Below are 20,069 nucleotides of genomic sequence, written 5' to 3' on the forward strand. Positions count from 1 at the left end.
ATAGTTCCGCCCAATTGGTGAATGACTGCTTGTCTCAAATCCCCCATGTCATACTTTTATGTATAATGTAATCATTACTTTTAAAGAATCGGGGTGGAAATGCTGTGATGAAAAGTTTTTGGATCATTATATCCTTTGTCGTTTTTCTATTCACAGGCTATTCTGCTCCTTCTGAAAGTATGGAAAAGCTCACGTTTGATTCAGTCGACCAAACTTCGATTGATGAAGCAGAAGCTTATTATAAAGTCGTTCCAGCCAAACCGGCTAATTCAGCCGGATTCGCTAAGGAACAACACGATCATTCATCTGCCTATGTCCCCGGTCCTTTGCCTGTAGGTGAAGGGAAAACGACGACATATGAAAGCAGGCTGGCGCCGGACTCTTTTATAAAGCGCTCAGGATTTATATATGCAAGAAAGTATCAATCGAGTTATTTAGGATAGTCACTTACTTTTTATTTTGTTCCAAATGATATGGAAGGGAGTATAAGTAAGTGACCTCAAATACAAGCCAAACTATTGAATGCTTTATTGTCATTTTATCCATCCTGCTGATATTTTTCGGAACCATCTGGGTTTCCGGTAATGCTGCAGGGGCGGACTTAACGAACCACTTGCCCTCGTTATCGTGGGATTTAGTGAACACAGAGGAATTGAGAAAAATTGTTCCATTATAGAATTGCAAAAGAACCAGCTCTAACTTTAGAGCTGGTTTTCAACTTATAGAGGAACAGTTTCAGTATGGCAAAATTAGAGACAAGAGAATTAGCTCGTCGGATCCCCCGAGGAAATCGAGGAATCAGCCGTTTTTTTCTATATATGTTTAAAATTTTTCCACTAAACAAGACATGCTAACTATTAGGGCTTGTTCATTATTTTTTTGTAAAGTCTTCTTCTTGCAGGGTTCTCTTATATAGTATCGAACTTAATCATGGAGTTTAAATAGGGAAGGAGTGTGCTATTTTTGAAAAAATGGATGGTGTTAATGGCTGGGGTTTTTATTCTTTTGATTACCAGTCCTGTTCAAGGAGCCGATGTATTATCTGTACAGGACGCCAAAGAACAGCCCAATGGTACGGAAATTACAGTAGAAGGTTATGTCGTAGGTGTCCCAACTGCAGTCAATCAAGTAGAACAAAGCAGCTTTACGAGCAATTATGCCCTTGCTCTAGCGGATGATCCCGATGAAACACAAGTCAGTGAGATGATTTTTGTGAAGCTTGATAACAGCTATAGAAACGAGTTCGGCCTTGTGGACAATCCAGAGAATATCGGTGCTTTACTTAAAGTAGACGGAACGAGAGATCCGTATTTTAGTCATGAAGGAATAGAGAATGTTCGTTACATTCAAAAGAACTGCGGCGGAGGAGAAGATGAACAAACCCCGACCGGTTATTATGACAGTACGGAAGGGTTGTCAGGGGATGCTTTAAAGCAGGAGCTGCATGACATTATTGATGACCATACAGAATTATCGTACAGCAATGTGTGGGAAGCTCTAAGAGAAACCGATGAAGATCCGGATAATCCTGATCATGTCATCCTTTTATATTCTGGTCAGTCTCTTTCAAAATTTGATAACGGAGGAAATGTCGATGACTGGAACCGCGAGCATGTGTGGGCCAAGTCACATGGAGATTTTGGCACTTCCCGAGGACCGGGCACTGATCTTCATCATTTGCGTCCGACAGATGTGACGGTAAATTCAGCCCGTGGGAATCTTGATTTTGATAATGGGGGAGCTGCGCTGCCGGAAGCTTCGGAGAATTACTATGATGGAGATTCATGGGAGCCCCGTGATGAAGTAAAAGGAGACGTGGCACGTATGATTTTTTATATGGCTGTCCGCTATGAAGGAGATGGAGGAGAACTGGATTTGGAAATTGAAGATTACACGGGAACGAGCGGTCCGCATTTAGGGAAGCTCTCCACATTAAAGCAATGGCATGAAAACGATCCAGTTGACGCTTTTGAGAGAAATCGCAATGACGTCATCTACAATGATTACCAAGGCAATCGTAATCCGTTTATTGACCAGCCGGAATTTGTTGAACAAGTTTGGTAGTGTTCTTACGGCCAGTTGTCTAATTAAGGGATGAGAAGGAGTGGAGCGTATGGGGACTGTTTTAAGTGATTTGCCAAATAAGAAGCTTGTCCACCCTGATGGCCGTAAGATTACTTTCCTCGATCATGGAGTAGATAGGGACGGAGAATATCTATTACTGGAACACCGGGTACCATGTCCAAAGATGCTAAGCGGCCCTCACTGGCATCCACTGTTAACAGAAACCTTCCGTATAAAAGAAGGGGAATTGAAAATAGTCGTTGATAAAAAAGAGGAGATCCTCGGTTCAGGAGATCAGCTGACGGTTTACCCAAAGCAGGTTCACCACTTTAGGAATGAGGAGGATAGTGAATTAATAATAACACACCGTATTCAGCCTCCTAGAAATAATTGGAAAATATTTTCGCTGATTCACCACCTCGAATGCAACGGCAAACTATCAAAAAAAGGAATTCCTAAGGATCCCTTATGGCTGGGACTTGCCTGGGAATATATGGACGGTTATCTTTCAGGCCCGCCACTCTTGCTGCAAAAATGTGTGTTAGGTGGTTTGGCAAAGGCAGCTGGAAAAGCAGGATGTAAAACTTGGATATAAAACTCTCGTATGCCGGGAGTTTTATTTTTTGAATTTCAAAGTAGAGAAATATGAGGGTAGAGATTGGGGAGAAGCAAGTGAGTATTCACTATTTTATTATGGCTGGTTTCATCATTTTATCATTAGCCGTGGTGTTTTTTATAAAACATCCTCGCAGGGTAACGGTTAAGGTTGGATTGATTTGCTGGATATTATTAAGCGTCTATTTTCTCATCGAATATTTGGTGATCCAAAAGACAACAGCTGTTTATCAATTTATGGTACAGCCCATGAGTGACCTCGGGGTTACGGCTTGTGGAACAAATACATATGTTTTAGCACCTTACGACATCTGTTCACCATATCATTTACTTATGAATTGGACTTTTACCTTAACTGGAATCGTAATATTGGTTGGAGCGGTATACATTCATCCGCTATGGCCAAAGCAGCGGAAAACGAGAGCAGCAACGATATTATTCGTTATCTTTGGTCTGAGTTATGCCGTTTCTGGTGTTTTTCCGGCAGACGTTCATTTTCTTTGGCACACTTTAGGATCCCTGCCGGGGATGGTTGTTCAAATTCCTGCGTTACTTATGATTGCACTTTCGATTCGTGGCTCTATGCCGAAACTGTCGCTTTGGACGGCTCTTTGTGCGGTAGTTACTTCATGTTCACTGCTTCTTCTATTTTATCAGCCAGAATTTATTTACCTGCCGGCAGGACTGTTACAGCGTACCTTGTACGGTTCTGTATATTTATGGATGGCCGTCACCGCAATTTTGCTTTGGAACAAAAAAATACTGCTTAATAAATTCTTAATAAATTCTTAATCTAAATAAGAAAATCCATAATTAATAAAATTATTGATCATCGCCGCCATCTCTTTAGGCGGCTGGTCCATATCATTCGCAATCCAGTCTTTAATCACAGAGATTGCCCCGCTGATCGCAAAAGAGCTTAAATATCTCGATTCATCCATATTAACATCATTTTCATTCATCAGGTTATTCATCATAAAACGTCTCGTTAATTCCATCAACCGTTTTTCAAACGTAGGAACAGCATCTTTATTGAGAAAGGTTTGAAACATAAATTTGTTTTCAACGATGTATTCAAGAATTTTTTCTGTCAGCTGGCGTGATTCTTCTTCGATTTCGTAGCTGTAGCTGTTTAAATAACTACTCATATCCTCTGTAATCTCTTCTTCTATTTTCTCCAGTAAATCATAGTGATCGGAAAAATGGGTGTAAAAGGTCGAGCGGTTAATATCTGCAATTTCGCATATTTCTTTTACAGTAATATCAGAGATCGGTTTTTTAGAAAGCAATGTAATTAGACTTTCCTTCAGCACATTTCTCGTATATTTTTTACGGCGGTCCAGCTTCTCGTTCATTGTAAAAGCTCCCTTTTTGTTAAAGTTTTGTGACAATCCAACAAAACCCCAACATAGTGTTGGGTAACTGACAAAATATAGAAAACTGTTTGTTGAATATCCAACACCGTGTCAAATACAATATTAGAGTGTACCACTGGGATATGCAAGAGAGGATGACGTCTTATCGACCTGCCATCAAGAATTATTAAACATAGAAAAAGCATTGTTATTATTTTTATACTTGTTACTTTGATTAGTGCGGTGGCTCAGTTTGCCGTATCCGTTAACTATAATATGGTTGACTACCTTCCGGAGGATTCACCGTCCATGGAAGCGGTGGATTTAATGGAGAAAGAGTTTGATACACCGATGGAGAATGCACGGGTCATGATTAAGGATGTCTCCATTACCGAGGCGCTCGATTACAAAGAGAAGCTGGAAGGGATTGAAGGGGTTACGAGCATCATGTGGCTTGATGATGTCACAGATGTGAAAGTTCCCCTGGAAGTGTCCGATCAAAATACGGTGGAAGCCTATTATGAGAATGGAGCCGCTTTGTACTCTATCCATATTAATGAAGGGGATGAAGTGGCAGCGACTGATGCGATTTATGAGCTGATTGGAGAAGAGAATGCGATATCAGGGGAAGCGTTAGACACCGCAGTTTCCCAAAAAATGACTGGCAATGAATCCATGCATGCCGCAGCTCTCCTTGTACCTATTATTATTATAATCTTAATTTTATCCACAACTTCCTGGCTGGAACCTGTATTCTTCCTGACAGCTATCGGAGTCTCCGTCCTTATTAACTTAGGAACGAATATTTTTATCGGAGAAGTTTCGTTTGTCACCCAATCGGTGGCTCCTATTCTGCAGCTCGCGGTGTCACTTGATTATGCGATATTCCTGCTGCACAGTTTTTCTGACTTTCGAAAGGATGGCAGGGAGGCAACTGAAGCGATGAGGATGGCCATCAAACGATCCTTCCCGGCTATAACTGCCAGTGCTTCAACGACGTTCTTCGGCTTTACCGCCTTAACGTTTATGGAATTCGGAATTGGAGCCGACTTAGGACTCAATTTGTTAAAAGGAATACTGTTAAGCTTTATTAGTGTTATTGTCTTCTTACCGGCTTTGACTCTTATGTTCTATCCCTGGATTGACCGGACCCAGCATAAGCCGTTCATCCCAGCGTTTAAAGGGATCGGCAAGCGGGTAATGAAGCTCAGATTCTTAGGCCTATTTCTCGTTCTGCTCGTCATTGTACCTGCCTTCCTTGCCCAGCAGAACACTAATTTCCTATATGGAACGGGAAACCATCCAGAAGAGACGAGAGCTGCGCAAGATGAAGCGGCAATTGATGATACTTTCGGGAAAAATATGCCGATGGTCCTGCTGGTCCCACAAGGAGACCGTGGAAAAGAAGAAGAGCTTGTGCAGGATTTAGAAAGCCTGCCCGAAGTGTCCAGTGTCTTATCTTATGTTAACAGGGTCGGTGCAGCGATCCCACCAGCCTATTTAGATAAGTCGACAACCGAACAGTTTTACTCGGATAACTATGCCAGATTAACCCTATATACAGAAACAGAAGCAGAAGGTGAAGAAACTTTTTCACTGATCGATCAGATACAAGAAACGGCTGATTCCTATTATGACGATACCCATCTGTTAGGTGAAAGTGTCACCCTTTTTGATATTAAAAATATCGTCGAGAAGGATAATCAGCTCGTTAATATTCTGACCATTGTGACCATTGCACTGGTGCTGCTTATTACCTTTCGATCATTATCGATTCCGGTTGTTCTGCTGCTGACCATTCAGGCTTCTGTATGGCTCAATCTGGCCGTACCGTATTTTACGGACACATCGCTTGTCTATATCGGTTACCTGCTGATCAGTACGATCCAGCTTGCCGCAACAGTAGACTACGGAATCTTAATTACAGAGAACTACTATCATCTAAGAAAAGAAATGCCGGCAATGAAAGCTATTAAGAAAACAATTGATGATAAAATCTTTGCGATTCTTATCTCTGCCTCTATTTTATCGAGTGTCGGTTTTATATTAGGCTGGACTTCCTCCAACCCTATCGTGTCGTCTATCGGGCTTTTATTAGGGCGGGGAGCACTGCTTGCATTCATCATGGTTGTATTCGTACTGCCTGCACTGCTAGTCATATTAGATAAAGTCATTGAAAAAACAACGTGGAAATCAAATTTTCATAAGGGGAAATGAAGATGAAACATAAACGTATCACTGCACTTTCCATGTCATTTCTTCTCCTTCTTTCAACTATTCCTGTATCCGCTGAGGAAAACCCCTCTTCGGAAAAAGAGAAAACCGAGGGAGAGGGTTCCTATGCAGAGAAGCATGAAGTGGTATACGCCAATTTGGATGCTGCCGGGGACCAAAAGGAGATGTATGTGGTTAATAACTTTAGTATTCAGGATCCGGGGAAAATCGTGGACCACGGGCCTTACTCAAGTATTCAAAATTTAACCGATACGACAGCCATCGAACAAACGGATGATCGCGTGGAAATGACAGCAACTGACGAAGAATTTTATTACCAGGGGAATCTTGAAGATAAGCCGCTGCCATGGAATGTTGATATTTCCTATAAGCTGGACGGGAAAGAAATGGACCCTGAAGATTTATTAGGAAAAGAGGGTGCTCTTGAGATTCAGATCGAAACGAGTAAGAATGATGAGGCGGATGAAGTATTTTTTGAAAATTATCCGCTGCAGATCAGCTTCACACTGAATTCTAAACTCTATGAAAACATCGATGCCCCTGATGGAACACTGGCAAATGCCGGTAAAAACCGCCATGTCACTTTTATGGCAATGCCTGAAAAAGAAGGCAGCTTTACCTTAACCGCAGATGTAAAAGACCTGGAGATGGAAAGCATCGAGATCGCAGCAGTTCCGTCATCCCTTTCCATTGATGCACCTGATACGGGAGCGATGACCGATGATTTTAACTCCTTAGCTAATGCTACTTCAGAAATTAACACAGGCGTTGGACAATTAAGAAATGGAATTGCAGAGCTGAACGATGGCGCTGAAAGTTTATATAATGGCTCTGCTCAATATAATAATGGAATTCAAGAGCTGGATAATGGATCCGCAGAGCTTGTAGAAGGATCTGCTGCTATTCAGTCTTCCCTGCAGCAAATGAATGAAGCTGTCGGTGCCGGCACATCTGGTGATATCAATCTGGGAGATCTAACAGAAATGGAAGATGACTTACGTGAGCTGGCCGGCGGGCTGCAGGAAGCTGAAGATCGTCTTCGCAGCTTACAAGAACAGTACGGCCAGGCTCGTCAAGACCTCTCACAGTCTGTCGAATCTATCCCTGGCTATGAAATAGGTGAAGAGGACATTCAGGCTCTTTATGACAGCGGAGCTGACGAGGAAGTCGTCGATCAGCTTGTGGAAACATACGAAGCTTCTAAGGAAGTAAAACAATCGTATGGAAGTGCTGCAGAAGCATTTGATGCAGTTCACCCGGCACTTGAAACGAGTATAGGAACATTAAGCGAGATTAATACAAATCTTGATACAGTAACAGAAGAAGTCAGCGGCGCGCTTAAAAGTATCGATATTGATGAATCGATCCGCCAGCTCCAGGATGGTGTAGAGACCTTATCATCCAACTATAACAGCTTCCATGCCGGACTGACGGAATACACAGGAGGCGTCTCGCAATTAGCCGGTTCCTATCAGGAAATTCATAACGGTATAGGCGAATTATCGAATGGAACAAGCGAGCTTGAAAACGGAGCAACTGAACTTCAGGAAGGAACGTCCCAGCTGGCTGATTCTACAAATGACATTCCCGGGCAGATGGAGAGCGAAATCGATAGTATGATGGATGAATACGATACATCAGACTTCGAGCCCGTTTCCTTTGTATCTTCTGAAAATGAAAAGGTAGAATCTGTACAGTTTGTCATTAAAACAGAGAGCATTAAGAAACCTGCCGATGAAGAAGAAACAAACCAGGAAGAAGAGGAAAAAAGCTTCTGGACCCGTTTTCTTGACCTTTTCAGATAATAGATTAAAAGCTTCCCTTATTTAGGGAAGCTTTTTTTATTATTAGATGAATAAGTTTTAGGGGGGACCGTTTGTCATAGATTCGGACCGGGAGAAACATTTTGCTTTCCATGCTTGAACGGCGAGTTTTCCAGAATCTCCTCTGTTCTCTCCTTCCGATATTCTCGCCGTTTCCCCGGCCCTATATGTTTATTGAAGTAAAGAAACATTGTAATAGAATAAATCCGGTAGAAAGTTAGAAAGTGAAGGAAATTCCCTTTTTCCGTTTACCATGGTAAAGAGAGTCGGGCCTGGGGAAACAACTCGCTTTCCATGGGCGAACGGTGAGCTTCCTCGGGCTTTAAGCCCTCCGGATCTCACCCTGTTCTATCCTCTCATAGGAGTCTCGTCGTTTCCTCGGCACTTTATGTTTTTTGGAGTAACGGAACATTGAGAAAGAGAAGATTATTTCCTTTAGAGCGGTTGCTGAAACTCCAGCGTTCTGTTTATACCACCAATGATAAAGAGGCTGGGAAATGGCGAGACTCCTGCAGGGAGAAAGAGCCAGGGTGAGATCCACGAGTGCAACGAGCTAGCTCAGCGGCTCCCCGCGGAAAGCGAACTATTTCCCAGCCTCGTTCCTCCTTATACCATAAACGGACCAGTCTCTTCTCCACCAGGGAAGCAGACCAGCCTTTTTGATCAATTTCCATTTCCAGTTGTGATACACTGAAACTACTAAAATTTTCAAAACTGAAACAGGAGGGAAAAAGCATTGAACATTAAAACAGCCGACTTATGTGATGAGTATCCCGATAAAGTGAAAATCGTAGATCCGGTATTTTCAAGCTTTGGAAAAAGAAAAAGCTTCTATGGGCCGATTACTACCGTTAAGGTGAAAGATGATAATGTTCTCGTCCGAAAAGAACTCGAAGAAATTTCTCCTGGAACTGTTTTAGTCGTTGATGGAGATGCCTCCAAAAACTGTGCATTATTAGGCGGGAATTTGGCTGAAATCGCAGCAGCAAACGGAGCTGCCGGAATTATCATAAACGGTTACGTGAGAGATGTTCTGGAACTGTGTGAAAGTGATGTGGGTGTCATCGCATTAGGATCTATTCCTTTAAAAAGTAAAAAAGAAGGAAAAGGAAATGTGAATATACCCCTGGAGTTTGGGAACACCACATGGGTGCCAAATGATTATGTTTATGTAGATGAAGATGGGATAATTGTTTCCTCCGAATCTTTAGACATCTCAGCTGAATAAAAAAATGAAAGGTACTTTTAAAGGTACCTTTCATTTTTTATCAGTAATAGGGATTTCTTTGATAGTAATAGGGACTAACCATTTGACCCTGGACGCCACCTTGACCTGGAATCATACTTCCACCAGGCATGCCCGGCATCATGCCTCCACCAGGCATACCGCCTTGACCGCCGCCATTGCCCTGTCCGGGCATGCCCGGCATCATGCCTCCGCCAGGCATACCGCCTTGACCGCCGCCATTGCCCTGTCCGGGCATGCCCGGCATCATGCCTCCGCCAGGCATACCGCCTTGACCGCCGCCATTGCCCTGTCCGGGCATACCCGGCATCATGCCTCCGCCAGGCATACCGCCTTGACCGCCGCCATTGCCCTGTCCGGGCATACCCGGCATCATGCCTCCGCCAGGCATACCGCCTTGACCGCCGCCATTGCCCTGTCCGGGCATGCCCGGCATCATGCCTCCGCCAGGCATACCGCCTTGACCGCCGCCATTGCCCTGTCCGGGCATGCCCGGCATCATGCCTCCGCCAGGCATACCGCCTTGACCGCCGCCATTGCCCTGTCCGGGCATACCCGGCATCATGCCTCCGCCAGGCATACCGCCTTGACCGCCGCCATTGCCCTGTCCGGGCATACCCGGCATCATGCCTCCGCCAGGCATACCGCCTTGACCGCCGCCATTGCCCTGTCCGGGCATGCCCGGCATCATGCCTCCGCCAGGCATACCGCCTTGACCGCCGCCATTGCCCTGTCCGGGCATGCCCGGCATCATGCCTCCGCCAGGCATACCGCCTTGACCGCCGCCATTGCCCTGTCCGGGCATACCCGGCATCATGCCTCCGCCAGGCATACCGCCTTGACCGCCGCCATTGCCCTGTCCGGGCATACCCGGCATCATGCCTCCGCCAGGCATACCGCCTTGACCGCCGCCATTGCCCTGTCCGGGCATGCCCGGCATCATGCCTCCGCCAGGCATACCGCCTTGACCGCCGCCATTGCCCTGTCCGGGCATGCCCGGCATCATGCCTCCGCCAGGCATACCGCCTTGACCGCCGCCATTGCCCTGTCCGGGCATACCCGGCATCATGCCTCCGCCAGGCATACCGCCTTGACCGCCGCCATTGCCCTGTCCGGGCATACCCGGCATCATGCCTCCGCCAGGCATACCGCCTTGACCGCCGCCATTGCCCTGTCCGGGCATGCCCGGCATCATGCCTCCGCCAGGCATACCGCCTTGACCGCCGCCATTGCCCTGTCCGGGCATGCCCGGCATCATGCCTCCGCCAGGCATACCGCCTTGACCGCCGCCATTGCCCTGTCCGGGCATACCCGGCATCATGCCTCCGCCAGGCATACCGCCTTGACCGCCGCCATTGCCCTGTCCGGGCATACCCGGCATCATGCCTCCGCCAGGCATACCGCCTTGACCGCCGCCATTGCCCTGTCCGGGCATGCCCGGCATCATGCCTCCGCCAGGCATACCGCCTTGACCGCCGCCATTGCCCTGTCCGGGCATGCCCGGCATCATGCCTCCGCCAGGCATACCGCCTTGACCGCCGCCATTGCCCTGTCCGGGCATACCCGGCATCATGCCTCCGCCAGGCATACCGCCTTGACCGCCGCCATTGCCCTGTCCGGGCATACCCGGCATCATGCCTCCGCCAGGCATACCGCCTTGACCGCCGCCATTGCCCTGTCCGGGCATGCCCGGCATCATGCCTCCGCCAGGCATACCGCCTTGACCGCCGCCATTGCCCTGTCCGGGCATGCCCGGCATCATGCCTCCGCCAGGCATACCGCCTTGACCGCCGCCATTGCCCTGTCCGGGCATACCCGGCATCATGCCTCCGCCAGGCATACCGCCTTGACCGCCGCCATTGCCCTGTCCGGGCATACCCGGCATCATGCCTCCGCCAGGCATACCGCCTTGACCGCCGCCATTGCCCTGTCCGGGCATGCCCGGCATCATGCCTCCGCCAGGCATACCGCCTTGTTCCTGACCGTTACCTCCATTATCGCCATTCCCTCCATTCTGTCCTTGAGGAATTCCGCCTTGTCCGGCTCCTTGAAGGGAAATTGGAAAGCATACAACAGAGAGTTCTTCTTCCTCTGAAGTAGTGATCGTTCCTTCCAAACCGCCTTCAAAACCAGCTTCATCCTTTGGAATACAGACATAGCCTACCCGCTGTCTTGGATACGAGTAAGGATAATAATAATACATGTGACTTTCGCCTCCTTAACATACACCCTCATCGTATGCTTACCCTCTTTTTTGGGAACCTACTTTTTTAAGTTAACGAATCCCCAGTCATTATACTCATGAAATTATTATAAAAAGTGGGGTAGTGAAACTGAAAAGCAATATTATGAAGCTTTGTTGTTTCCTCAGACTGAATGTGTGGGCGGATATCTGTAATACTCTGACCTCTTAGGACGCCTTTAGCGGTGATGTCAATAAATACAGGAAACTCCCGAAAAACAAACATTTCTTCATGCAGAGGAGCCATCATGGTAATGGCATCATGAACAGGGCTTCCTTTAATAGCAGGGTTTCTTTTTTTATAGAAATTATAATAGTAATCTAGTAAAAGTTTAACGATTTTTGCCTTACCTTTTGAACCAATGTATGCAGCCATTTCAGGAGTAACAATCGCATGGTCAGTTACATTAAGTGGAATGATTTTTACGTTTTCCGCATATGTAAGAACGATTTTTACAGCCACTGGATCTGCGTGAAAATTTGCTTCCGAGACGGCCGTGACGTTCCCGGGAACCCAGAATGCACCCCCCATAATATAATATTCTTTCACATTCTCCATAAGGGATCGATAAAGGATAAACATGGAGGCTAGAGAGGTGAGACGGCCAATATTTACGATTGTTAGTTCATTCGCATACTTATTGATAATGGAAATGATGGTATAAAAGTTTTCGACATTACCGCTATACTCTTCGGGTATAATCGGTCCTAAACCGTATTCACCGTGGATTTCCGGGTAAAACTTCGGAGTTTCTCCTGTTTTAGGAACTTCTGCTCCACCTATAATGGGGATGTTTGGATGGACATTAAAAAGGTCAAATAAATAATGGACACTGGCCAAAGCTTTTTCTCTCGGGACATTTCCGTAATCCGCTACAATACCGACTATATCTATCTCATCGTTTAAATAAGCGTAAATAAGAGCGATCGTATCATCAATTCCCATATCTCCAAATATGAGGACTTTTTTACCCATTCTTCTTCCTCCTCACTTTTCCATATTTATACATATATATTCCGCTTAATATCTCCTTATCAATCCATTTATTTGTTATGACTCCTCGGTTTTTTCTAAACTGTAAAAAGGAGGTTGAGTTTCTATGAATCAATTATTTCTAGACCGGATCGGTTTTTCTAATAAAGGAAAAATAACTTTTAAAGATTTAGAAACCATTCTAAAAAAAGCAGCAAAGACCATCCCTTTTGAAAATCTGCGGATTATAAAAAAACAGACTAAACCGATTACAAAAAATAATTTAATAAATAAGTTATTGATCGAGAAAGAAGGCGGTGTCTGTTATGAAATCAATCCACTGTTGTATTACTTCCTTAAAGAGAACCAGTTTAATGTCTATATGGTCAAAGCAGCTGTAGAAGGATCTGAGACAGGGAAAACTCATGTCGCGCTTCTTCTTAATAGTGAAGCACGTGTTTATTTACTAGATGCCGGTTTTGGCGGCAATCTTCCACTCATTCCTGTACCTTTAACCGGAGAGAAGGTGGCAACAGAAAGTGGAGAATTCCAGATTAAATCAGTGAAAAGCGACGGCCTGTTATCTCTAAGAGTAAAGCTGAAGTCTAAAGATGAGCAATGGAGGACAGGGTATACTTTTTATCCGGAAGATATCATTACTGACGTTTCTGAACTAAATGAGATGCAGCACATTATTACAGAGCATGAGGCATCACCATTTAATAAACATCCATTAATGACCCGGTTTACTGATAACGGAACGTTAACCTTAACAAATACATCCTTTACCATCTGGGCCGATGAAGAGGTCCAAAAAAAAGAGATTAATACTAAAAATTTTCATCAGCTTGCCAATAAATATTTTCAGACACAAAGAGAAGTTTGACAATAATCACCAGCGGTAATTAGAGAAGTAGTTTGTTAAAAATGGAGGGTACGCTTGTGAATAATATATTAAATGGAACACTGGGGTTCGGAACGGCCCCTTTAGGCAATATGTATCGCGATATTCCGGAAGAGGAAGCTCTGGCAACAGTGGATGCGGCATGGGAGCACGGCATACGTTATTTTGATACTGCTCCTTTTTATGGTGCCGGTCTGGCTGAGCTGCGTCTTGGAAAAGCGCTGGATAAATATAATCGTGAGGATTATGTATTAAGTACAAAGGTCGGACGTTATATGCTTGATGAAAAAGAGAAGCCGTCCAGCGGAGAACTTTTTGAGCATGGACGAGATAATAAAGTGGTTACAGACTATAGTGCAGATGCCACACTCCGCTCCATTGAGCAAAGTCTCGAACGTCTGAATACGGATCGTCTGGATTTCGTTTATGTTCATGATGTGTCTCCAGACTTTCACGGAGATGAATGGCTGTCCCATTTTGAGACAGCAAGAACAGGAGCTTTTCGAGAACTGACCCGTTTACGAGAGGAAGGGGTTATTAAATCCTGGGGGCTCGGGGTTAACCGTTGTGAGCCGATTGAGCTTACGATGGAGCTTGAAGAAGCAAATCCGGATCTCTGTCTGCTGGCCGGCCGCTATACACTGCTGAGTCATGAGCAGGCCTTGCAGCGTCTCTTGCCCCGTGCTGTTAAGCAAAATGTGAAGATTGTAGCCGGAGGACCGTATAATTCAGGGGTGCTTGTGGGCGGAAGTCATTATGAATATGCAGAAGCGTCTCCGGAGATTGTTGAACGAGTAAAAAGAATTCAGCACATAGCCGACAGTTATGGAATAAGCGTGAAAGCAGCTGCGCTGCAATTTACGCTTGCACACCCAGCTGTTGCTGCTGCTATTCCAGGAGGAAGCCGTCCTGAGCGCATTAAGGAGGATCAGGATGCGCTGAAGGAAGACATTCCTGCTTCCTTCTGGCAGGAAATGCGCGAACAGAAAATCATCGCCCTTGAGGCTCCGACTCCAGTTCAAAAATAAAATGACAAAAAGCGGGTTTCTCTTTCGAGGAGAACCCGCTTTTTAATGATTGACAGGTAGACATATCTGTAAGATACTGTTGTTAAATAAATTTTACCGAGTAAATGGAGTGAACTGATGAAAGATATCAAACTATTGACTACTCATGAGCAGCTGAAAGCCCTCAGTGATACTTTCCGTTGTGAATTGCTTTTGCGCCTCATGGAAAAACCCCGCACCGGACAGCAGCTATCGGAAATATTTAATCTTTCGAGAGCTCGAATTCACTACCATTTAAAAGAACTTGAAAAAAATGATCTCGTCGAAATCGTTCATAAAGAAGAGAAGAATGGAATTGTACAGAAATTTTACCGTGCAACTGCAGGCGGATTTATTCCTGATCGCTCTCTGCTTCCTAATACAGATATGACAGAAACTGTCCGTCAGATGATGGTAAGCATGCTCGATCAGGCAAAACGAAGAATTCTTTCAGCACCGGAGGAATCGCTGAGAAATGAAGCTAATTCTCAAGATCCAGCAGAGTGGAAATATAGATCGAGTGCGTATGAAATTCATGCAAAAGAAGAAGATTTTATGAAGTGGCAGAAAAAGTTTGAATCCTTAATGGAGGAACTTTCGGAAATTCAGCGTTCAGAGGCGTCACCTGATGCCAAGCTTTATTATTTTCATATTCTTGGATTACAGATTGAAGAAGGTGGGTTTGAGAAAAGAAATAAAGAGTCGTAAAAAAGGGGCTCTTTTTTTTGACAGACAGTTAAAAATATTTAACCGTGTAAAAATTTTAAAGGGGTGCGATCGATGAGGCATTTACAAGCTGTTGAAGCAGAAAAGACAAGGTCTTTGTGGGAATCCAAATCGTTTATCTTATTAGCTGGAGCAACAGTCATTTCAAGCTTAAGTATGTCGATGTTTATGTTTATTCAGGCATGGTACATCGTTGAAGGTCTCGGCAGGGAAGCTGCTCTTGGTATTGTCCTCAGTTGTTTAACAGGTGCCCAGATCTTTTCACTTATTGTTGGTGGAGTTCTCTCTGACCGAAGCAGCCAGACGAGAATCATGAGTCTTTCAGAATTTTTTAGAGCTGCATTTGCTCTTGGTCTTGCTTCGCTTTTTATTTCTTTAGAAAATGTACCCATTTGGGTATTGGCAATTAATGCGCTTTTCTTTGGTGTCCTGGGAGGGCTTTTCGAACCGGCAAGAGATTCTCTTCTGCCTAAAATTATTCATAAAGATGACCTGACGAGGGCTAATTCGATTATTCAGGGAATGATCCAGACTGCCCTCTTCTCGGGTCCGCTTCTTGCCGGTGTGCTTCTTAGTGTCACCAGCTATAGTATTCTTTTCTTAACAATCAGCCTCCTTTTGGCGATCGCGGGGACCGGTGTTCTTTTTATTAAACAAACGTCTAAAGGGAAGAAAGAGACCATCTCCTTTAAGATTCAGCTCAAAGAAGGATTTTATTATACATGGAAGAAGCCTCTGCTTCGGGGGGTATTAATTGTGACGATTATCGTCAACTTCTTCATATCAGGACCGCTTATGATGGGGCTTCCTATTTTTGTAGAAGGTGTTCTAAAAGGGGGTTCGATCGATTTCAGCTTTGTACAAGGTGGCTTCACTCTTGGAATGATCATTGGGTCCATTGTAATGGGCTGGCTTAACTTAAGAAGGAAGAGAGGAGCATATGCTTTATACTTAATCGCGTTAATGGGAGTAGGGATGCTGGTATTCAGCCAAAGCACATCTGTCAGCATGGCTGTTGGGATTATTCTGTTCATCGGTATGCTTAATCCGGCGGTAAACATCCCGTTAATCAGTATGATTCAGGCCCATGCACATTCAGAAAAAGTGGGTCGTGTTATGAGTCTCATCCGAATGGGTTCTTTAGGACTGATTCCCCTTTCGTATGCTGCTGTTTCATTTATCTTAAGCTTCGGGATTGAAATTTCTACCATTATGGTTTGGAGTGCGTTTCCTCTTATCCTGACAACAGTCTTGCTGTTCTTTATGTTTCCTATACTTCGTGAAGCTGATTAATAGGAGGTTATCATTTGTGTGTATGTAACATTTACATTTTAAAAATCCATGTAGTAATGGTGTGTTTTTCATTTAGTACTATCATCGTATAACGACAGAGTTGATTGGAAAAACTTAATACGATAACCTTTTTAAAAGTAAGCTATAATAAATATTTGTTACATAAAAAATAATTGAGGTGTCTTTTAAGTGCAGACAAACCAGGACTTGCAGATCATTAGTGGAAAGTTGCGGGAAAATAAATATCAATTTGCAGACTCTATGGAACAAAGTGAGCATGGGAGTTTTCAAGATTGGGAGTTTCGAGCGGGGCTGGTTCAGTTTTTTGCGGATGCTTTAGAAAATGGAATAGAATCAACGAAAGAAGAAGTAAACTCCTGGGGCGAGAACATCGGCCAGCTTGCTGTGGACCACGGAAATCAGCTGGATGACTTGCTAAAAGCAACGATGAAATTTCGTCACTACTTGTGGGATATACTTGAAGAAATAGTTACGGAAGAGGACTTCTCAAAACAGACTATCTTTCAAGCAGCCCGGGTTGTTAATCCACTTTTAGACTACTCAATTTGTGCGTTTAGTACATCCTTTGTACGTTCATTTAAAGCTTCATTAGAAAAAGCACAGCAGGAATTCATGGTTTTATCGGCTCCTGTTGTCCCGCTTTTAAATGGCGTGGCCGTACTGCCGATCGTGGGCAGCATTGATGAGAAACGTGCCTTTTATATGATGGATACAGCATTAAACGAAGCCATAAAGCAGAATCTTTCATACTTACTCATAGATCTTTCGAGTGTATCGATGATTGATACACATGTAGCCAACAGCATTGCAAAAATTATTTCTTCTCTGGGATTAGTCGGAGTGACGGCCATCCTTTCAGGGATACGGCCAGAGGTTGCACAGACAATGGTAAGTCTCGGCATTGATTTTACCGCTCTTAAAACTTATAATTCTTTGCAGCAAGCTCTCTCTATTCATGTGTTTAATGGTTAGGGGGCAGAGTGACACTGTCCCCTTGAATTCCTGCACGTTAATGGACAGGTGCACAAAGATAAGCGTTAAGTTCCGATCATGAGACGAGGTAAATCGCTTTTAGTCTCTGTATATTAAAAAATCCTGCCTCAGAGGCAGGATTTTTCTTGTAAGCATTAATCTTTTTCTTCTTCGGCATTTTTTTTCTGTTGAGCTGCTTCTTTCTTTTCTTCGGCTGCTTCTTTTTTCTCTTCCTCGGCTTCTTTTTTCTCCTCTTCAGATTCCTTAATCTGTTTGTAACGCTGACGTTGACGGTATCCGTAAGTAGAAGAAAGAACTACACTTTCATCTTCAAGCGCAGAGCCGAGGGCCCCGATAATAATCGCTATACTTGTGACGGTCCAGGCAATATAGAAATAATTAATAAAACCGGTAGCTCCCGACAATTGGGATTCAAGCATACCAAATGGAATGATAACAATGACGGCAACCGAGAATAACAGGAATAACAGGACGTAATACATACTTACAGTTATAAAAAGGGTAAGAACGGTAGCCATATTATATAACCTGCTTAAATAACCAGACCCGTCATCCGGCTTTTTCTCCCAGAGACGGTGCGCCAGAATAATCCATCCCACCATCGCCAGTATGGAGACGATTGAAAGCATAGCCATGCGCCAAATCCCATAGTTATTACTGAGCTGCCACAGCGTTGGAAACACAAGGGCGTAAGAACCGGTGGTAAAAGCGATGATGACTACTTTCATAAAAGCAGGGAACATTTCCCATGGACGGTTCGCCCGCACCATTCCTGATAAGACCCTGAGTGCCCCGATAAATCGTGACTTCACGGTAAATCTGACATCAATATTTGATTCATCGTCATCCGGGGTTTCTCGCTGAAGAGGAGCAAACCGCTCAAAAGCCCGCTTCCCAACTAGTCTCTTAGAGCTTTTATTTTTTAACTCTTTATGCTGATCATCATCTTTATCTTGGAGCCTTTGTTCAGCTTTTTCCCGATCTGCCTCTGAACTTCCATAGTACATTTCATTGGTCAACTGCAGGATAGATTCACGAATTCTCTTTAACATACGTGCAGAACCAATTCCGGGGAGACTGATTAAAGCTACATGCTCTTCTTTATATGCCTCGGCTACAATTGGTTTCTTACCCTTAAATAACGGTAAATCAGTAAGACAGATTGCAAATTCCCAATCTTCCTCTAATTTTTTTTCTATAGTTTTTCCGAGTACTTCCAGTGACTTATCAGTGGACCCTGTCAAAGCATCTTCTACATACTCTATCTGCCATTGACAATCCTCATGCACGTAATAACTGAGCAAATCAGGCAGTTCTTTTTTTAAAGTTTTTGCTATATCATTTGGATAGCCTGGAGCAGTAATCAGTCCTAAGGTCCTTGTTGATTTGCTCATTTTGTTTCTCACCTCTATTTCCCCTGTTCATTTTATCTAATACTATATAACCATAATTAACTGCCATTAAACCTAATAAAGGATTAATACTTTAACAGTTGAATTAAGAATTGGTATTTATATACATAAAAAGGGATTATAATTATATTAAAATAATAAAAATAAAAAATTCTAGTTATTTGCTCAACTATGTTTTACAGGTCGTTTCAAGGGAATACACTCTTCAAATGCAAAAAGGAGTGTGAAGATTCATGGCAGATAAAAGTGGAATCAGTGATCAAGTAAAAGGTAATGCTAACAAAGCAAAAGGTGAAGCTAAGGATCAGATCGGTAAGGCAAAAAATGACCCAAATATGCAGACAGACGGAAAGAAAGATAAAGTAAAAGGCGCTACTCAGGATGAAGTAGGTAAATCCAAAGGTAATAACAGACCTTAAACAGAAAAATACACTTCTCGATTTATCGAGAGGTGTATTTTGTTTTGTGATCATATGGTATAACTTGATACACTTTGAAATAATGGAGTAAAACTTTGTTGGAGGAGAAAGCCCTGTAAGTTAACCGGAAGGGGAAGAATAAATGAATAATATAGTGTTTATTCATAGTGCAGGACCTCAGGAAAATAGTCAAGGCAGCTCACCATTTATTTTGAATTTAAAAAAATCCCTCACAACAGAGTATCAACTAAGAACCCCTAAAATGCCTGACCCTGAGAATCCCAGATATATAGCTTGGGAAAACAGACTTAAAGAGGAATTCTCTAAACTTGATGGTGAAGTTATTTTGATTGGTCACTCCCTTGGGGGCAGTGTTCTCTTAAAGTATCTATCAGAGGAAAGGTGCCCTTTCAATATTTCCGGCTTGTTTGTATTGGGATCCCCATACTGGGGGTTGGAGGAGGACTGGCAGTTTCCTGAGTTTTCACTTTCTGATGATTTTGCTTCCCGTCTTCCTGACATTAAACAAATCTTCTTATATCATAGTGTAGATGACGAAGTAGTCTCTATTGCCCATTATGAGCATTATATAAGGCGCCTTCCCGAGGCGGATGCCAGAAAGCTTCAACGTTATGGACATTTATTCAAAGAGGTACCTCCTGAGTTTCTTAAGGATATCTATTCATTATAAAAGGGCCGGAG

At 43.8% G+C, this 20,069-nt stretch carries 19 protein-coding genes; 15 read left to right on the plus strand and 4 right to left on the minus strand.

Annotation, left to right across the window (positions count from 1 at the left end):
* Window positions 1-104: 104 nt before the first annotated feature.
* The 5 genes from B7E06_RS05620 to B7E06_RS05640 all read left to right on the plus strand — a co-directional run bounded on the left by B7E06_RS05620 (window position 105) and on the right by B7E06_RS05640 (window position 3,471).
* On the plus strand, window positions 105-443 hold the full coding sequence (locus B7E06_RS05620; RefSeq protein ID WP_143414461.1) for a hypothetical protein: 339 nt from the start codon (window positions 105-107) through the stop codon (window positions 441-443).
* A gap of 50 nt (window positions 444-493) precedes the next feature.
* Window positions 494-676, plus strand: coding sequence for a hypothetical protein (locus tag B7E06_RS05625; RefSeq protein WP_082233064.1), 183 nt, complete (start codon window positions 494-496; stop codon window positions 674-676).
* Window positions 677-954: 278 nt separating this feature from the next.
* Entirely contained in the window at window positions 955-2,064 is a 1,110-nt protein-coding gene (locus B7E06_RS05630; RefSeq protein WP_425432189.1) for an endonuclease, read from the plus strand.
* 49 nt (window positions 2,065-2,113) lie between these two features.
* Window positions 2,114-2,659, plus strand: a complete 546-nt coding sequence (locus B7E06_RS05635; protein WP_082233065.1) for a cupin domain-containing protein — start codon at window positions 2,114-2,116, stop codon at window positions 2,657-2,659.
* Window positions 2,660-2,736: 77 nt separating this feature from the next.
* Window positions 2,737-3,471 carry a DUF998 domain-containing protein gene (locus B7E06_RS05640; protein ID WP_245807684.1) on the plus strand — a complete coding sequence of 245 codons (735 nt, stop codon included), beginning with the start codon at window positions 2,737-2,739 and terminating at the stop codon, window positions 3,469-3,471.
* On the opposite strand, the gene B7E06_RS05645 is transcribed toward B7E06_RS05640, so the two are convergent.
* Entirely contained in the window at window positions 3,468-4,034 is a 567-nt protein-coding gene (locus B7E06_RS05645; RefSeq protein ID WP_082233067.1) for a TetR/AcrR family transcriptional regulator, read from the minus strand. The genes B7E06_RS05640 and B7E06_RS05645 overlap by 4 nt on opposite strands.
* Window positions 4,035-4,310: 276 nt before the next feature.
* On the opposite strand from B7E06_RS05645, the gene B7E06_RS05650 reads away from it, so the two are divergent.
* The 3 genes from B7E06_RS05650 to rraA all read left to right on the plus strand — a co-directional run bounded on the left by B7E06_RS05650 (window position 4,311) and on the right by rraA (window position 9,320).
* Entirely contained in the window at window positions 4,311-6,251 is a 1,941-nt protein-coding gene (locus tag B7E06_RS05650) for an efflux RND transporter permease subunit (RefSeq protein WP_245807800.1), read from the plus strand.
* A gap of 2 nt (window positions 6,252-6,253) precedes the next feature.
* Window positions 6,254-8,074 (plus strand): coiled-coil domain-containing protein, encoded by a 1,821-nt coding sequence (locus B7E06_RS05655; protein WP_082233068.1) that lies wholly within the window; start codon window positions 6,254-6,256, stop codon window positions 8,072-8,074.
* Window positions 8,075-8,834: 760 nt separating this feature from the next.
* The gene (gene rraA, locus B7E06_RS05660; RefSeq protein ID WP_082235924.1) at window positions 8,835-9,320 is read left to right on the plus strand and encodes a ribonuclease E activity regulator RraA; all 486 of its coding nucleotides are present in this window, start codon (window positions 8,835-8,837) and stop codon (window positions 9,318-9,320) included.
* 40 nt (window positions 9,321-9,360) lie between these two features.
* On the opposite strand, the gene B7E06_RS21770 is transcribed toward rraA, so the two are convergent.
* Both B7E06_RS21770 and B7E06_RS05670 read right to left on the minus strand, forming a co-directional pair.
* On the minus strand, window positions 9,361-11,541 hold the full coding sequence (locus B7E06_RS21770; RefSeq protein WP_082233069.1) for a hypothetical protein: 2,181 nt from the start codon (window positions 11,539-11,541) through the stop codon (window positions 9,361-9,363).
* 67 nt (window positions 11,542-11,608) lie between these two features.
* Complete coding sequence (locus B7E06_RS05670; protein ID WP_082233070.1) at window positions 11,609-12,556, minus strand: nucleoside hydrolase; 948 nt, start codon at window positions 12,554-12,556, stop codon at window positions 11,609-11,611.
* Between the two features lie 124 nt (window positions 12,557-12,680).
* Here B7E06_RS05670 and B7E06_RS05675 point away from each other — a divergent pair, with 124 nt between their 5' ends.
* From B7E06_RS05675 to B7E06_RS05695, 5 genes are all read left to right on the plus strand, one after another.
* The gene (locus tag B7E06_RS05675; protein WP_082233071.1) at window positions 12,681-13,439 is read left to right on the plus strand and encodes an arylamine N-acetyltransferase family protein; all 759 of its coding nucleotides are present in this window, start codon (window positions 12,681-12,683) and stop codon (window positions 13,437-13,439) included.
* 56 nt (window positions 13,440-13,495) lie between these two features.
* The gene (locus tag B7E06_RS05680; protein WP_082233072.1) at window positions 13,496-14,485 is read left to right on the plus strand and encodes an aldo/keto reductase; all 990 of its coding nucleotides are present in this window, start codon (window positions 13,496-13,498) and stop codon (window positions 14,483-14,485) included.
* Window positions 14,486-14,602: 117 nt separating this feature from the next.
* On the plus strand, window positions 14,603-15,211 hold the full coding sequence (locus tag B7E06_RS05685; RefSeq protein ID WP_082233073.1) for a winged helix-turn-helix domain-containing protein: 609 nt from the start codon (window positions 14,603-14,605) through the stop codon (window positions 15,209-15,211).
* A 72-nt stretch (window positions 15,212-15,283) separates the two neighbouring features.
* On the plus strand, window positions 15,284-16,522 hold the full coding sequence (locus B7E06_RS05690) for an MFS transporter (RefSeq protein WP_082233074.1): 1,239 nt from the start codon (window positions 15,284-15,286) through the stop codon (window positions 16,520-16,522).
* A gap of 189 nt (window positions 16,523-16,711) precedes the next feature.
* Complete coding sequence (locus tag B7E06_RS05695; RefSeq protein WP_082233075.1) at window positions 16,712-17,515, plus strand: STAS domain-containing protein; 804 nt, start codon at window positions 16,712-16,714, stop codon at window positions 17,513-17,515.
* A gap of 155 nt (window positions 17,516-17,670) precedes the next feature.
* Here B7E06_RS05695 and B7E06_RS05700 read toward each other — a convergent pair whose 3' ends face one another.
* Window positions 17,671-18,930: a hypothetical protein gene (locus B7E06_RS05700; protein WP_082233076.1), complete on the minus strand. Its 1,260-nt coding sequence runs from the start codon at window positions 18,928-18,930 to the stop codon at window positions 17,671-17,673.
* A gap of 251 nt (window positions 18,931-19,181) precedes the next feature.
* On the opposite strand from B7E06_RS05700, the gene B7E06_RS05705 reads away from it, so the two are divergent.
* Window positions 19,182-19,367 (plus strand): CsbD family protein, encoded by a 186-nt coding sequence (locus tag B7E06_RS05705; protein WP_082233077.1) that lies wholly within the window; start codon window positions 19,182-19,184, stop codon window positions 19,365-19,367.
* 142 nt (window positions 19,368-19,509) lie between these two features.
* On the plus strand, window positions 19,510-20,058 hold the full coding sequence (locus B7E06_RS05710) for an alpha/beta hydrolase (RefSeq protein ID WP_082233078.1): 549 nt from the start codon (window positions 19,510-19,512) through the stop codon (window positions 20,056-20,058).
* Window positions 20,059-20,069: the final 11 nt, after the last annotated feature.

Source organism: Halobacillus massiliensis (assembly GCF_900166625.1).
GTDB classification, from domain to species: domain Bacteria; phylum Bacillota; class Bacilli; order Bacillales; family Halobacillaceae; genus Halobacillus_A; species Halobacillus_A massiliensis.

Excerpts from the sequence above, each read along its gene's own strand:
- B7E06_RS05710 (WP_082233078.1), top strand. The coding sequence starts at position 19,510 with ATGAATAATATAGTGTTTATTCATAGTGCAGGACCTCAGGAAAATAGT.
- B7E06_RS05685 (WP_082233073.1), top strand. The coding sequence starts at position 14,603 with ATGAAAGATATCAAACTATTGACTACTCATGAGCAGCTGAAAGCCCTC.
- B7E06_RS05705 (WP_082233077.1), top strand. The coding sequence starts at position 19,182 with ATGGCAGATAAAAGTGGAATCAGTGATCAAGTAAAAGGTAATGCTAAC.
- B7E06_RS05700 (WP_082233076.1), bottom strand. The coding sequence starts at position 18,930 with ATGAGCAAATCAACAAGGACCTTAGGACTGATTACTGCTCCAGGCTAT.
- B7E06_RS05645 (WP_082233067.1), bottom strand. The coding sequence starts at position 4,034 with ATGAACGAGAAGCTGGACCGCCGTAAAAAATATACGAGAAATGTGCTG.
- B7E06_RS21770 (WP_082233069.1), bottom strand. The coding sequence starts at position 11,541 with ATGTATTATTATTATCCTTACTCGTATCCAAGACAGCGGGTAGGCTAT.
- B7E06_RS05650 (WP_245807800.1), top strand. The coding sequence starts at position 4,311 with ATGGTTGACTACCTTCCGGAGGATTCACCGTCCATGGAAGCGGTGGAT.
- B7E06_RS05670 (WP_082233070.1), bottom strand. The coding sequence starts at position 12,556 with ATGGGTAAAAAAGTCCTCATATTTGGAGATATGGGAATTGATGATACG.
- B7E06_RS05690 (WP_082233074.1), top strand. The coding sequence starts at position 15,284 with ATGAGGCATTTACAAGCTGTTGAAGCAGAAAAGACAAGGTCTTTGTGG.
- B7E06_RS05655 (WP_082233068.1), top strand. The coding sequence starts at position 6,254 with ATGAAACATAAACGTATCACTGCACTTTCCATGTCATTTCTTCTCCTT.
- B7E06_RS05635 (WP_082233065.1), top strand. The coding sequence starts at position 2,114 with ATGGGGACTGTTTTAAGTGATTTGCCAAATAAGAAGCTTGTCCACCCT.
- B7E06_RS05675 (WP_082233071.1), top strand. The coding sequence starts at position 12,681 with ATGAATCAATTATTTCTAGACCGGATCGGTTTTTCTAATAAAGGAAAA.